Annotated in this window: 12 protein-coding genes; 8 read left to right on the forward strand and 4 right to left on the reverse strand. The window is 69.9% G+C overall.

Going from position 1 to position 13,190, the window contains the following annotated elements:
- Positions 1-25 precede the first annotated feature (25 nt).
- Positions 26-721 (reverse strand): FadR/GntR family transcriptional regulator, encoded by a 696-nt coding sequence (locus ACQEUX_RS03885; protein WP_433041164.1) that lies wholly within the window; start codon positions 719-721, stop codon positions 26-28.
- Between the two features lie 587 nt (positions 722-1,308).
- On the opposite strand from ACQEUX_RS03885, the gene ACQEUX_RS03890 reads away from it, so the two are divergent.
- Both ACQEUX_RS03890 and ACQEUX_RS03895 read left to right on the forward strand, forming a co-directional pair.
- The gene (locus tag ACQEUX_RS03890; protein WP_433041167.1) at positions 1,309-2,055 is read left to right on the forward strand and encodes a hypothetical protein; all 747 of its coding nucleotides are present in this window, start codon (positions 1,309-1,311) and stop codon (positions 2,053-2,055) included.
- Between the two features lie 348 nt (positions 2,056-2,403).
- The gene (locus ACQEUX_RS03895) at positions 2,404-5,400 is read left to right on the forward strand and encodes a glycoside hydrolase family 95 protein (RefSeq protein WP_433041170.1); all 2,997 of its coding nucleotides are present in this window, start codon (positions 2,404-2,406) and stop codon (positions 5,398-5,400) included.
- A 118-nt stretch (positions 5,401-5,518) separates the two neighbouring features.
- Here ACQEUX_RS03895 and ACQEUX_RS03900 read toward each other — a convergent pair whose 3' ends face one another.
- The 3 genes from ACQEUX_RS03900 to ACQEUX_RS03910 form a co-directional block, all read right to left on the reverse strand.
- A complete protein-coding gene (locus ACQEUX_RS03900) occupies positions 5,519-6,124 on the reverse strand; it encodes a class I SAM-dependent methyltransferase (protein ID WP_433041173.1) in 606 nt (201 codons plus the stop codon).
- Positions 6,125-6,222: 98 nt separating this feature from the next.
- Positions 6,223-7,194 (reverse strand): ABC transporter permease subunit, encoded by a 972-nt coding sequence (locus ACQEUX_RS03905; RefSeq protein WP_433041175.1) that lies wholly within the window; start codon positions 7,192-7,194, stop codon positions 6,223-6,225.
- The gene (locus ACQEUX_RS03910; protein WP_433041178.1) at positions 7,191-8,066 is read right to left on the reverse strand and encodes an ABC transporter ATP-binding protein; all 876 of its coding nucleotides are present in this window, start codon (positions 8,064-8,066) and stop codon (positions 7,191-7,193) included. The genes ACQEUX_RS03905 and ACQEUX_RS03910 overlap by 4 nt, the downstream gene beginning before the upstream one ends.
- Before the next feature lie 167 nt (positions 8,067-8,233).
- Between ACQEUX_RS03910 and ACQEUX_RS03915 the strand changes: the two genes are divergently transcribed.
- From ACQEUX_RS03915 to ACQEUX_RS03940, 6 genes are all read left to right on the forward strand, one after another.
- Positions 8,234-9,376 carry a sensor histidine kinase gene (locus ACQEUX_RS03915; RefSeq protein WP_433041181.1) on the forward strand — a complete coding sequence of 381 codons (1,143 nt, stop codon included), beginning with the start codon at positions 8,234-8,236 and terminating at the stop codon, positions 9,374-9,376.
- The gene (locus ACQEUX_RS03920) at positions 9,373-10,026 is read left to right on the forward strand and encodes a response regulator (protein WP_433041184.1); all 654 of its coding nucleotides are present in this window, start codon (positions 9,373-9,375) and stop codon (positions 10,024-10,026) included. The genes ACQEUX_RS03915 and ACQEUX_RS03920 overlap by 4 nt, the downstream gene beginning before the upstream one ends.
- A gap of 225 nt (positions 10,027-10,251) precedes the next feature.
- Positions 10,252-10,644 carry a nuclear transport factor 2 family protein gene (locus ACQEUX_RS03925; protein WP_433041187.1) on the forward strand — a complete coding sequence of 131 codons (393 nt, stop codon included), beginning with the start codon at positions 10,252-10,254 and terminating at the stop codon, positions 10,642-10,644.
- 187 nt (positions 10,645-10,831) lie between these two features.
- Entirely contained in the window at positions 10,832-11,347 is a 516-nt protein-coding gene (locus ACQEUX_RS03930; RefSeq protein WP_433041190.1) for a SigE family RNA polymerase sigma factor, read from the forward strand.
- Positions 11,344-12,513, forward strand: coding sequence for a hypothetical protein (locus tag ACQEUX_RS03935; RefSeq protein WP_433041193.1), 1,170 nt, complete (start codon positions 11,344-11,346; stop codon positions 12,511-12,513). Before ACQEUX_RS03930 ends, ACQEUX_RS03935 begins: the two co-directional genes overlap by 4 nt.
- A gap of 72 nt (positions 12,514-12,585) precedes the next feature.
- Positions 12,586-13,083: a GNAT family N-acetyltransferase gene (locus ACQEUX_RS03940; protein WP_433041196.1), complete on the forward strand. Its 498-nt coding sequence runs from the start codon at positions 12,586-12,588 to the stop codon at positions 13,081-13,083.
- Positions 13,084-13,190 lie beyond the last annotated feature (107 nt).

A 13,190-nucleotide genomic window follows, 5' to 3' on the forward strand; every position in this document is an offset into this window, starting at 1 on the left:
GCGGGCGCCCGCCGAGCGGCGTGAGTTACGCGTCCGCCGCCTTGGCGGCGAGCACCGTACGCAGCCACGCTTCGGAGGTGTTGACGTGCATCAGCGCGCTGGCCTGGGCGAGCAGTTGATCACGTGAGCGTAGCGCGAGGTAGATGGCCCGGTGCTCGTCGATCGTCGTGTGTGCCGCGTTGCCCTCTATCAGGCCGCGCCACACGCGGGCTCGCACCGTACGGCTGGACAGCCCGTCGAGCAGCGACGTGAGGGTCTCGTTGCCGGTGGTCGCGATGACGGTGTGGTGGAAGGCGGTGTCGAACTGGATCAGTTTCTCGGCGTCGTCGGCAGCCGCCCGCATGTCCTCGAGGATCTGGCCGAGCTCGTCGAGCTGCGTGTCGGTCATCCGCAACGCCGCGACACCGGTCGCTACCGGTTCCAGCATCCGGCGCACCTCCATGACCTCCAGCAACGTGTCGTCGCGCAGCAGTTCCACCGCGACGCCCAGGCCCTCCAACAGCAGTCGGGGCGCGAGGCTGGTGACGTACGTGCCGTCGCCGCGCCGTACGTCGAGAACACGGGCCGACTCGAGCACCTTCACCGCCTCCCGGACCCCGCTGCGCGACAGTCCGATCTGCGCGGCCAGTTGCGGCTCCGGTGGTAGCCGCGCACCCGGCGGCAGCTCACCGCTCTGGATCATGCCCCGGATCTTCGCGATCGCGTCGTCGGTCAGTGCCATCCCCGCCCCCTTCGGACCAGCCCGCCGCATGCCATCGGTACGAAACGGCCTCCGGCGGGCACCGGCAACCTTCGTCACTATAAAGACATCGGACGTTTGTACCTGTCGAGACTCCCTCGCCGTCCTGCTCCGTCCACTCGTGAAGGACAATTCCACCCGCACCACCCGATCCGTGTCCCGGACGGCATGCGATCTGGTGCATTATCGCCCTCTCGACGAAGCCGGGTGACCGTGTCGATGCTCGGATACGGCTCGCCGAACCTGGATGGTGCCTGACGTCAGATGTGCGCCGCTTCGGGTCCGCCCCGGTGCCGCACCCGACCGTCCGTCAGCGCAGGTCCGGGGCGTGGGGCAATTGCCTGTTGAAACGGTGCGTGTGAGGACGGGTTGTCTCATCGACGGACTGGAGGTAACCTCCACGAAATCATCAGATGTATGGGTCGGCGAGGGGGCTCACCGTGCGGCTGTCTGGCACTACCGCGGTACCCCACGCCAGCCCCGGTGACCGTCCGCCCAGTCCGCTCCGGCCACTCGACGTGCCCGGCGGGGGATATCGCGCCGATCACCTGCGGCGGCTGCTGACAACGGTGATCGACGAGACGGATGTCCCGGCGCAGGCGACGGCCGTCGACCGTGAGGACCGGGTGGGGGAGACCACCGCGTGGCCCCAGCCCGTGTCGCCACCGACCGACGACCCGTCGGAGAGGGTCGACCTGCCGTCCGGAAACCTCTCGTCCGACCAGGCGACGGCGCTGCTCGTCGGCTGGGTCGGAGCGGCACGCGTTCGACACGAGGCCGACGCCGTCGAACGTCTCGTGCGGTTGTGCGAATACCTGCCCCTGACGGTGAGCCTCGCCGCCGCCCTGTTGCGGGCCGACACCACCCGCGCCGTCGCAGATCTCGCCTGCGACCTCGGTCGTACCCGGGACCGCCTTCCTGGCCAGGACGCGAGCGCGCTCGCGGTGGCCGCCACCTTCGAGGTGTCCTACCGCGACCTCTCAGCCGGCAGGCAGCGGCTGCTCAGGTACCTCGGACTGCATCCGGGCCCGGACTTCGACGTGTACGCCGCCGGTGCCCTGGGCAACCTCACCCTCGTGCATGCCCGACAGGGCTTGGCGGACCTGCGGGACCGGCGGTTGCTCACCGCCACCGCCACCACCGGCCGCTACCGCCTCCCGGCGCCGATCGCGGACCATGTCGGGCAGCTCGCGAGCACAGAACCCGCAGTCAGCCGTAACGCCGCCCTCGACCGGCTTCGCGACTGCGGGCAGGAGGCCGCACGAGTTCGTCGTCTGCCCGCCGACCCGAGTGTGGCGCGACGTCGGACGAGCTGACCGAGCCCGCCGGCACGACCCCCGCCCGTCACGGCGGGCGACATCTGATGTATGCGAATGTGGGCGCACGTCCTGGTGCGTTCTTGGGGTGCGCGTCCCGTCTGCATGCCTGTCGAAAACCGTTTACTGGCAGGCAGAGTGAGCCAGAAATGGGCAAGCAATCGATCATTGCCTATTTGGTGGATGCGGTGTAACCTTCGCGAAACACATCAGACGTCTGACTGTCTCAGGACCTGCCGTCGGCCTGCTGAGCGAGGTCGCGGTGCGTGCCACCAAGCGGATCCCAATGTCGGTTTTCATAGTTGTCACGCTTCGGGGTGGCCGGGCTGGTCACCGTTTGGAGGATCGATGTCAGACCTGACCCGACGGCAGGCCCTCAAGGTCGGCGTAGCCGGCGCGGGCGGTGCCCTACTGCCGCTGCCCTGGAGCGCCGTGGCCCGAGGAGACTCGGTGGCGCCGCCGCAGGTGCTGGCCGCCGGGGACCTCGCGCTGTGGTACGACGAGGCTGCCGGCACGGACTGGCTCCGGGCGCTGCCGATCGGCAACGGCCGACTCGGCGCGATGGTCTTCGGCAACGTCGACACCGAACGACTTCAGCTCAATGAGGACACCGTCTGGGCCGGCGGCCCTCACGATCCCAGCAACCCCCGAGGTTTGGGGGCGCTGCCGGAGATCCGGCGGCTGGTCAACGCGAACCAGTGGACCCAGGCCCAGGATTTGATCAACCAGAACATGATGGGCAACCCGGGCGGTCAGCTGGCCTACCAGACCGTCGGCAACCTCCGGCTGGCCTTCGGATCCGCCAGCGGAGCGTCCCAGTACGACCGGACGCTCGACCTCACCACCGCCACCGTCACGACGACGTACGTGCTGAACGGCGTTCGGTACCAGCGTGAGGTGTTTGCCAGCGCGCCGGACCAGGTCATCGCGATGCGACTGACCGCCGACCGGAGCGGCTCGATCAGCTTCACCGCGACCTTCGACAGCCCGCAGCGCACGACGGTGTCCAGCCCGGACGGCACCACGATCGGCCTCGACGGTGTCTCCGGTAATCAGGAGGGCATCACTGGCGCGGTTCGCTTCCTCGCCTTGGCCAACGCCACCGTCAGTGGCGGCACCGTGTCCAGCTCCGGCGGCACCCTGCGGGTCACCAACGCCAACAGCGTGATCCTGTTGATCTCCATCGGTTCCAGCTACGTCAACTACCGCAACGTGGGCGGCGACTACCAGGGCATCGCACGACAGCGCCTCACCGCCGCGCGGGCCAGCGGCTACGACCAGCTGCGCAGCCGGCACGTGACCGACTACCAGGCGCTGTTCAACCGGGTCACCCTGGACCTGGGCCGCACCTCCGCCGCCGACCAGACGACCGACGTCCGGATAGCCCAGCACAACAGCGTCAACGACCCGCAGTTCTCGGCGCTGTTGTTCCAGTTCGGCCGGTACCTGCTGATCTCGTCCTCGCGTCCCGGCACCCAGCCGGCCAACCTGCAGGGCATCTGGAACGACTCGCTGACCCCCTCCTGGGACTCGAAGTACACGATCAACGCCAACCTGCCGATGAACTACTGGCCGGCCAACACGACCAACCTGGCCGAGTGCCACAACCCGGTGTTCGACATGGTCCGGGACCTGTCGGTCGCTGGCGTCCGCACCGCACAGCTTCAGTACGGCGCCGGCGGCTGGGTCACCCACCACAACACCGACGCGTGGCGGGCCACCTCCGTGGTGGACGGCGCGTTCTGGGGCATGTGGCAGACCGGCGGCGCCTGGCTGGCCACGCTGATCTGGGACCACTACCTGTTCAACGGGGACGTCGAGTTCCTGCGGGCGAACTACCCAGCCATGAAGGGCGCGGCGCAGTTCTTCCTGGACACCCTGGTGACCGAGCCGACGCTCGGGTACCTGGTGACCAACCCGTCGAACTCACCGGAGCTCAGCCACCACGCGAACGCCAGCGTGTGCGCCGGCCCCACCATGGACAACCAGATCCTGCGGGACCTCTTCGACGGGTGTGCCCGAGCGAGCGAGATCCTCAACGTGGACAGCACCTTCCGGGCCCAGGTCCGGGCCACCCGGGACCGGCTCGCGCCGATGAAGATCGGCTCGCGCGGCAACATCATGGAGTGGCTCTACGACTGGGTGGAGACCGAGCCCAACCACCGGCACATCTCGCACCTGTACGGGCTGGCCCCGAGCAACCAGATCACCAAGCGCGGCACGCCGCAGCTCTTCGAGGCGGCCCGTCGGACACTGGCGCTGCGCGGCGACGACGGAACGGGCTGGTCGCTGGCCTGGAAAATCAACTTCTGGGCTCGGATGGAGGAAGGCAAGCGGGCCCACGACCTGATCCGCTACCTCGCCACACCCGCCCGACTCGCGCCCAACATGTTCGACCTGCACCCGCCGTTCCAGATCGACGGCAACTTCGGCGCCACCGCAGGCATCGCCGAGATGCTGCTCCAGAGCCACGCCGGGGAACTGCACATCCTGCCCGCACTGCCGCCGGCCTGGCCGAGCGGGCGGGTGGCCGGCCTGCGGGGTCGGGGCGGACACACGGTCGGCATCACGTGGAGCAGCGGTCAGGCCACCGAGGTGCTCATCCGACCGGACCGCGCCGGCGCCGTCCGCCTGCGCGCCCGAATCCTCACCGGCACCGTCACCGTGGTCGACACCGCCGACGGTACGGCGGCACGGACCACCCGGATCGAGACCGACCTCATCGAGGTCACCGTGCAGGCCGGACGCACCTACCGGGTCACCAGCTCGGGCACCACCACACCGACGCTGGAGCAGAGCTTCACCAACGCCGGCATCACCAACGACACCAACACCGGCGTCGGAAACTTCGACGGCAACGGGGCCAGCCTCTCCGCGCAGGCCCTGGCGCAGGCCGGAGTCACCCCGGGCAGCACGGTGAGCCGCAACGGGGTCACCTTCCGCTGGCCCAACGTCAGCCCCGGCGTCGCCGACAACGCCATCGCCTCGGGGCAGTCCATCAGCGTGACCGGCACCGGACGTACGCTCGGCTTCCTCGCCACCGGCACCTACGGCGCCGTGTCGGGAACCGCCACGGTGGTCTACGCCGACGGCACCCGCCAGGCGTTCACGCTCAGCACTCCCGACTGGTACGGCGGACCACATGCCGGTGGAACCGCCGCCATCGTGACCGCCTACCAGAACCGGCCGGGCAACCAGCGCCAGGCCACTGCCGCTTGCATCTACTACGTGGGCGTCGCGTTGCAGAACAAGGCGGTGGCCCGGGTCGAGTTGCCCAACATCAGCGCACGGCCCGCGTCCGGCGTGCCGACCATGCACATCTTCGCCATCGCGATCGGCACCTGACCGCACCGGGGCCTGGGCGTACCTCGTGAACCAGGCCGCCCGCGCGCGTTCCGACCGGATTCGCGCGGGTGGCCTGGTCCGTCGCCAATCTGACCACGGGTCGCGACAGCCAAGGCCGCTACACGACTGCGATCGCCGCGATGGCGGCATGCGGTCGATGGTTGCCGTCGCTGGGCCGTTGTAGGCGTTCGACCTCCTGGAAACCGGCCCGGACGAGTCGCTCGGAGATCTCGTCGACAGGCCAGCGGTAGGCGGTCACGACCTTGTGGTCGAAGGCGCCGACCTCGTCGGCGTCGAAGAGACCCAGCACCAACCCTCCGCCGCGAACCATTGCTCGCCGGAACTCAGCGAGCACGCGGTCGAGGTCCTGCGGCGGTAGATGGATCAACGAATACCAGGCCAGGATGCCGTCGACGGAGCCGTTGGCGACGCCGAGACGTTCGATCGACCCGAGTTGGAACTCAACGCCCGGGTGGGCTGCCCGCGCATGGGCGATGAAGTCGGGAACCATGTCGATTCCCGCTGCGTCCACGCCCAGGGAGCAGAGGTAACCGGTGAGATGGCCGGGTCCGCACCCCAGATCGAGCACCGTGCCGGGCCGGCCCGCCAGATGTCGCCCAATGAAGGCGAGGTCGTCGGCGTCCACCTGCTGAACTGTGCCGAACAAACTGATATAGAGCTCTGCGACCGACGTGTACGCCTGTCGTACCTTCTCGGTGTCCACCTCGGGAACTCTACGAGCTCTCGAATTGAGGTGACCCGAGGACCGGGCCTCTGGTCCGCAGAGCCAGTCCCGCCGAAAAGTAGTGCGCTCGGCCCGGGCTAGCTGACCCGGCGCTGGACGCGCCACCGGCCGACCGCCGCGAGCAGCACGCTGAGACCGAGATACAGCGCCAGTTCGATCCATTGGAAGGGCCAGAATCGCCGGTTGGACTGGTAGACCACGTCCACGTGCAGGTCGAGCTTGCCGAGACATACCGCGGTGTCACCGAACGTCCCGGTGGCGCCGGTCGTCGGGGCGTTGCCGAGACACTCGTTGAAGGCGGCGTCGGACAATTGCCGCCCGTCGGGTGTCAAGAGTTTGCTGGTATCCGTGATCCAGGCGTCCGGTACCTCCAGCCCCCCGATAACTGGCCCACCGGTGATGCTGCCCAGCGACCGGGCCTGGTTGATGGCGTCGGCATTCATCGCTATGGTGACCCGCTCGGCGGGCAGGTAGTGCGGTCGCAGCAGGTTCGGCACGGCGAACTGCACCGCGATCACGGCGAGGAACACCACCGCCATCGCTGGCAGGGTGCGGCGGACCAGCAGCCCGGTGACGGCGCCGAGAACGAAGCCGAAGACGGCGTACCCGATGGGCGCGATACCGCGCGCGCCGAACAGGATCGCGCTGAAGCGGTCGCCGGCCACCTGGTCGACCGGGGCAGCCGCCCACGTCACCAGCGCGCTGAGTGTGCCGGCGACGGCCATGCTGGCAAGGCCGAGCACCGTCAGCTTGACCGCGAGCCAGCGGCGGCGGGGAACGCTCTGGTTCCACACCAGTCGATGGGTGCCGGTCTCCAGCTCCCGGGCGACGAGCGGCGCGCCCCAGAACGCACCGATGAGCGCGGGTACCAGGCCGAAACCGGCGGCGAGGAACAGCATCGTCTGCGTGTACTGGCTCGGAAGCTGAGACGTGTCGCGGACGGCACGGATGTCCCCGCCGAGGCGCAACAGGTAGACGGCGGCCAGGACCAACAGGATCGCTCCGACGAGCGCCTGGACGCGGAACTGCCGCAGGCTCATCCTGATCATCGGGACACCACCGCACTCGCGCGGGGCGCGGTACCCGTGTCGGCGGCCCGCGACATGTAGGCGAGGACCAGTTCCTCCAGCGTGACCGGCTTGGCGTCCCTGGCCCGTACCGTTGCCTCGCCCCGGACCAGGGCGCCGCCGTGCTCCGCCCAGATGACCTCGACCCCGGCGGGTATCTTCGCCGGATCGCCGGCGATCCGGCGGTGCGAGGCGAGCAGGTCCCGGACCGGACCGGCGATCTGGATGCGCGAGGCGCAGAGTACGACGAGGTAGTCACAGACCTGCTCGACGTCGCTCAACAGGTGCGAGGAGAGCACGGCACTGGCGCCGAGCTCGCCCACGAACTCCACGAGACTGTGCATGAACCCCTTACGCGCCAGGGGATCCAGCGCGGCAGCGGGCTCGTCGAAGATGAGCAGCTCGGGTCGCTTCGCGGCGGCGATGGCCATCGCGAGCTGCGCGCGCTGGCCGCCGGAGAGCCGACCCGCCTTCTGTGCGAGGTCCAGGCCGACCTCCGCGATCCGTCGCTCGGCCAACGCCGGGTCCCAGGACGGGTTCAGCCACGCACCCATCTTCAGGTGGTCGGCGACGGTGAACGAGGCGTACACCGGGGTGTCCTGGGCAACGAAGCCGACCCGGGCCAGGTGCGCCGCGTTGGCTGCCGGCCTGGCCCCGAGGACGGACAACGTACCTGAGGTCGGTCCGATCAGGCCGCAGGCCAGTTGGAGGAGTGTGGACTTGCCGGCTCCGTTCGGACCGACCAGCCCGACGACATGTCCGCGCGGGATCCTCAGGTCGCAGTCGGTCAATGCGGTGCGGCGGCCGTACCGTTTGGTCAGCTGCTCGGCGTGCAGGACGAGTGGTGTTTGCATGGGCTTATCCTGCGAACGGCGGGCAGGCCGGGCATCGGTCCAAAGCAGGGGCGGGTACGCCGACGACCCTACTTTTGACCGGTTCGCGTGGGGTGGCGATCTCCTAGCGTCATCGGCATGAACACGACACACCGAACGGCGATGAACGCCATGCTGGAGTGAACAGGATGAGCATCTGGGACCGGCTGTTCCGGGCCGCGGCGACGGCGGGACTCGCCGTTGTCTTCCTCGCCGTGATCGGCATCGAGGCCACGGCGATCGCCCAGACCTGGGGCGCCCGGTACTGGCTGGCGGGCGGTGCGGCCGCCGTCGTGGTCTGCGTGCTGGCGCTGGTACGGCAGCGGCAGCGGGCGTGGGCGGCGATCGCCGGTCTCGGGATCGCTGGACTGGCCATCGCGGCGGCCCGGGTGTTCCACCTCCCGACCGAGCCGGGACCGGCCATGGCGCTGGCGCTCGCCGTGCTCGTCGGGTCGGCGGTGCGCGCTCTGCCTCCCGTACCAGGTGGTGTGCTTGCCGTCGGAGGGCTCGCGGTGGTCGGCAGCGCCTATCTCGCCGCCCGGCCGCATGCCTCGGGCGCCTCGGGGGTCGTGGCGATGAACGCTGCGGCCTGGTTCGGCGCGGTCACGGTCGGGCTGGCGTTGCGGCTGCTCGACGAACGGGCTGCGGCCACCGCCGAGAAAGTACGCCGGGACGAGCGGCTGGAGTTGGCCCGGGAACTGCACGACGTGGTGGCCCACCACATCACCGGCATGCTGATCCAGGCGCAGGCCGCCCACGTCGTCGTGCGGAAGAACCCGGGGCAGGTGACCGAGTCGCTGACCGGGATCGAGGCCGCGGGCGCCGAGGCGCTGCGCGCGATGCGCCGCGTGGTCGGGCTGCTACGCGATGCCGAGGACGCGCCACCTGCCTCGGCCGGGCCGGAACAGCTTGGCGTACTCGTCGAGCGCTTCAACCGGCAGGGCCCGCCGGTGCGCCTGCGGATGCCCGAGCAGAGGACGGCATGGCCACCGGAGGTGACCAGCACCGTGTACCGGATCGTCCGGGAGGCGCTGACGAACGTGGCCCGCCACGCACCGCACGCCCACGGCGTCATCGTCACCGTCGACCAGAACCCCTCCGGCGTCACGGTCGAGGTGGTCGACGACGCACCACCGGGCCCTGTCCGCGCTGCCCATCGGGGCGGGTACGGCCTCGTCGGCATGCGCGAACGCGTTGAAACCCTCGGCGGTTCGCTCCACGCCGGTCCCCGCTCCGACGCCGGCTGGTCGGTCCTGGCCACCCTGCCTGTTGCCGGTGGACGGTCGCGATGACGATCCGTGTACTGCTCGCCGACGACCAGGCGATGATCCGCAGTGGCCTGAAGCTCATTCTCGAAGACCAGCCGGACATCAGCGTCATCGCCGAGGCGTCAGACGGTGTCGACGCGATCGCCCAGGCCCGCCAGTTGCGCCCGGACGTCTGCCTGGTGGACATCCGGATGCCCCGGCTCGACGGCATCGAGGTGACCCGCGCGCTGGCCGGGCCCCGCGTACCCAACCCGATGCGGGTCATCGTCGTCACCACATTCGACCTCGACGAATACGTGTACGGGGCACTGCGCGGCGGCGCGGCCGGCTTCATCCTCAAAGACGCCGGTCCGGCCCTGCTCGTCGAGGCCGTACGCGCCGCCCACAACGGCGATGCGCTGGTCTCCCCGTCGGTCACCGTACGGCTGCTACGCCACCTCACCACGGCGAAACCAGAGCCCGACAAGTCACTGCCGTCGTTGTCGGAGCGCGAGATCGAGGTGGTACGGGAGATCGCGCGCGGCCGCACCAACCTGGAGATCGGGGCCGAGCTGTTCATCTCCCTGAGTACGGTCAAAAGCCACGTCTCGACCATCCAGACGAAGCTCGGCCTACGCAACCGCACCGAGATCGCCGTTTGGGCCTGGGAAAACCGGATCGTCGAAACCGCCTGAACGGCAGCCACAGCAGCGGTACCGCACAGAGTTGTCCGATCGTGTGCCGCGCCGCCCGCATTCCGCGTTCCCCACCCGGTGGCCTCTTCGGGCCACCGACCGCCGTTGCGCCTGACCAGCACGACGGGGGCATGCCCGGGGCCGGTAGGTTCCGACGGCGAGGCCTTCCATCAGCGGCTGGGCGATTCCCGCCGCCTGCCACCCGCCGAATGGCAGAGTGATTCCATGGACAGGAAGCACGTGGCCGATTGGCTTGCCGCCTACGAGCGGGTGTGGCGCACGCCGGGCACGGACGAGTTGGTCACGATCTTCACCGAGGACGCGAGCTACCAACAGGGGCCGTACTGGACGCCCGTGGTCGGCCTGCCAGCCATCGCCCGGATGTGGGAGAAGCAGCGCAAGGGTCCGGACGAGGTGTTCCAGATGACCAGTGAGATCGTCGCGGTCGACGGCGACACCGCCGTGACGCGCCAGGAGGTCCGCTACGGCGACCCGGTCGACCAGGAGTACCGCGATCTGTGGATCATGCGGTTCGCCGACGACGGACGGTGCCGGGCGTTCGAGGAGTGGCCGTTCTGGCCGGGACAGCAGCCGGCCAACCCTCCCGACGGATCGTGACTCGATGATCGCGCCTGGACGTCGTGGCGAGGAGCCGACCGCGATGACGGCGGGTTGCCGGCGCTACGGCGACCGGCGCTGATCTGGCTCCCCGCCGACCTTCGGCTCTGGCTCCCCGCCGACCTTCGGCGTTGACGCAACCTGACGGTGGTCCGGACCCGTCGAGCTTGCGGAGGAGGGAGCCTCAATGGTGGATACCGAGCGTGAGTTCGTGGAGTACGCCTCTGCGCGACTGCCGAGCCTGCATCGGACCGCGTACCTGATGTGCGGCGACGCCCACTTGGCCGACGACGTGGTGCAGCAGACGATAACGGCGCTGTACGTGAACTGGCGCCGGGTCAGCCGGGCCGACAACGTCGACGCGTACGTGCACCGGATGCTGGTCCACAAGCTCGTCGACGAGAAGAGGTTGAGCTGGGCGAAGGTCTGGTTGCTGGGGTGGACACCAGAGCCAGAGCGCACGCCGGTCACGCCGCACGAAGCGCTGGCCGAGCGGGACAGCCTGGTCGCCGCGCTCGCCCATCTTCCTCGCGGCCAGCGCACCGTCCTGGTCCTGCGGTTCCTGTGTGACCTGTCGCTGTCCGACACCGCCGCCGCGATGGGCTGCTCCGAAGGCAACGTGAAGTCGCAGACGGCTCGGGCACTGGTGGCGGTCCGTCAGGTGCTCGACGTTACCGAGATGTCCGGGAGGAGTCCGAGATGACCACGTTGGACGAGGAGCGAATCGCCGCACTGCTGCAGTCGGCGTCGGTTCCCGAGCCGAGGGTCGACGTGGGCCGCGCGGTCCGCGACGGTCGGCGTCGACGCCAGCGCCGCCGCATCGGCGGGATCACCGCGGTCACCGTGGTGGCCGGGCTCGCCGTCGTGGGCGCCGTCCAGCTCGACGGGACCACCAGCCGTCCGGCCCCGGCGGTGCCGGTCCTCGCGCCATCACCGGCCGGGACCGCGCCGACTGCCCCGGTCGCGCCGATCAACTGCGAGGCGTCGTGGTTGTCGCGGCCGGTCGGCGGTTCGGTCGCGGTGGCGAACCGCGTCGACCCCACCGGGCGGTACATCGTCGGCGACATCGGCACCGGGCAGGAGGACGGGCGGGTCGTGCGGTGGGCCGACGGCCAGGCATCCGTCCTGCCGGCCGGCGCGCGACACGCGGCCGCGGTCAACGCGGGTGGCGACGTGGTCGGCACCAACGGTGACGGCACCGGCTGGGTCTACCGGGACGGGAAACTGCGCTTCCTGGCCACCCCGCCCGGCTACCAGGCCGTCCTCGTGCACGCGGTCAACGGCCGGGGCGACATCGCCGGCACCGCCAGTGGAGCCGGCGATTCACGCCAGGCCGTCCTGTGGTCGGCGGACCGCCCGCAGGAGTTCCGGCTGGTCGGTCAGCCAGGATCCGCCGCGACCGGGATCACCGAGGACGGCACGGTTGTCGGCGCGATGGGCGAACTGCCCTACCGGTGGACGCCGCAGGGCACCGGGGCGGCGCTGGCGGTGCCTGACGGCTACCCGCGCGCCTCGGTCGACTCGGCGCGCGGTGAATGGGCGATCGGCATGGTTCCCGGAGCCCAGCGGGGCGGTGGCGTGCAGATGCTGCCGGTACGGTGGAATCTCACGACCGGGGCGGTGAGTCTGCTGCCGTTTCCGGGGGCGAGTGGGATCGCCGGCAACGGCGACCTGCTGGTCGGCGACGGCGCGCCGCTGGTCGTCGCCCCGGACGGCACGTCCCGCCGGTTGCCGGGCCGGCCCGAGGTCCGGGCGACCGGGGCCGGCACGTACATGGCCAACGGGATCAGCGACGACGGTCTGACCGTGGTCGGTGCCGTCTACGAGAACCAGGCGTACCGGCCGCTGGTGTGGCGCTGCCACCGCTGAAGGTTGCGGGCAGGGCCGGCCTCCCGGTTATTCTTGATCATCTCGCGCCGACCGGCGGTAGCCTCGGCCCTTATGAGCTGGCTGCCGAACGATTTCGTCCACCCTGTCCACGTGCCCGTGCCCGGCACCGCGCTTCATCTGCGGCCGATCCGGGAGGCGGACACCGCGCTCGACTACCCCGCGGTGATGGGCTCGCGAGAACGCCTGTGGGAGATCTTCGGCCCGGCCTGGGCGTGGCCCCCGGAGACGATGACCTATGAAGAGGACCGCGTCGACCTGCTGCGGCACGAGAAGGAGATAGCCGCGCACCAGTCGTTCAACTACGCGCTGCTGGACGAGGAGGAGACGGCGATCCTCGGCTGCGTCTACGTCGACCCGCCCGAGCGCGTCGGCTCCGACGGTGAGGTTTCCTGGTGGGTGGTGGACGACCTTGTCGGCGGCGAGGCGGAGCGCGCGCTCGACGCGCTGGTGCCGCAGTGGATCGCCGCGGACTGGCCCTTTCGGCAGCCTCGCTGTCTGGGCCGCGACATCACCTGGCAGGACTGGCTCGCCCTGCCGCGCACCTCGTGACGTCCGACGCGGTGCCTGAATAGAGCCGCAGGGCGTCGGCCGAACCTGGCGGCGCGGATGCGGTGGGGGCAGGCGGATCGCCTGCCCCCACCGGTCGACCTGGCTCG

Source organism: Micromonospora sp. CA-259024 (genome assembly GCF_050936255.1).
Classification (GTDB): domain Bacteria; phylum Actinomycetota; class Actinomycetes; order Mycobacteriales; family Micromonosporaceae; genus Micromonospora.

What these genes read in the sequence shown, in the direction of transcription:
- ACQEUX_RS03930 (WP_433041190.1), top strand. Translation starts at nt 10,832, where the DNA reads ATGGTGGATACCGAGCGTGAGTTCGTGGAGTACGCCTCTGCGCGACTG.
- ACQEUX_RS03915 (WP_433041181.1), top strand. Translation starts at nt 8,234, where the DNA reads ATGAGCATCTGGGACCGGCTGTTCCGGGCCGCGGCGACGGCGGGACTC.
- ACQEUX_RS03940 (WP_433041196.1), top strand. Translation starts at nt 12,586, where the DNA reads ATGAGCTGGCTGCCGAACGATTTCGTCCACCCTGTCCACGTGCCCGTG.
- ACQEUX_RS03885 (WP_433041164.1), bottom strand. Translation starts at nt 721, where the DNA reads ATGGCACTGACCGACGACGCGATCGCGAAGATCCGGGGCATGATCCAG.
- ACQEUX_RS03895 (WP_433041170.1), top strand. Translation starts at nt 2,404, where the DNA reads ATGTCAGACCTGACCCGACGGCAGGCCCTCAAGGTCGGCGTAGCCGGC.
- ACQEUX_RS03910 (WP_433041178.1), bottom strand. Translation starts at nt 8,066, where the DNA reads ATGCAAACACCACTCGTCCTGCACGCCGAGCAGCTGACCAAACGGTAC.
- ACQEUX_RS03920 (WP_433041184.1), top strand. Translation starts at nt 9,373, where the DNA reads ATGACGATCCGTGTACTGCTCGCCGACGACCAGGCGATGATCCGCAGT.
- ACQEUX_RS03905 (WP_433041175.1), bottom strand. Translation starts at nt 7,194, where the DNA reads ATGATCAGGATGAGCCTGCGGCAGTTCCGCGTCCAGGCGCTCGTCGGA.
- ACQEUX_RS03925 (WP_433041187.1), top strand. Translation starts at nt 10,252, where the DNA reads ATGGACAGGAAGCACGTGGCCGATTGGCTTGCCGCCTACGAGCGGGTG.
- ACQEUX_RS03935 (WP_433041193.1), top strand. Translation starts at nt 11,344, where the DNA reads ATGACCACGTTGGACGAGGAGCGAATCGCCGCACTGCTGCAGTCGGCG.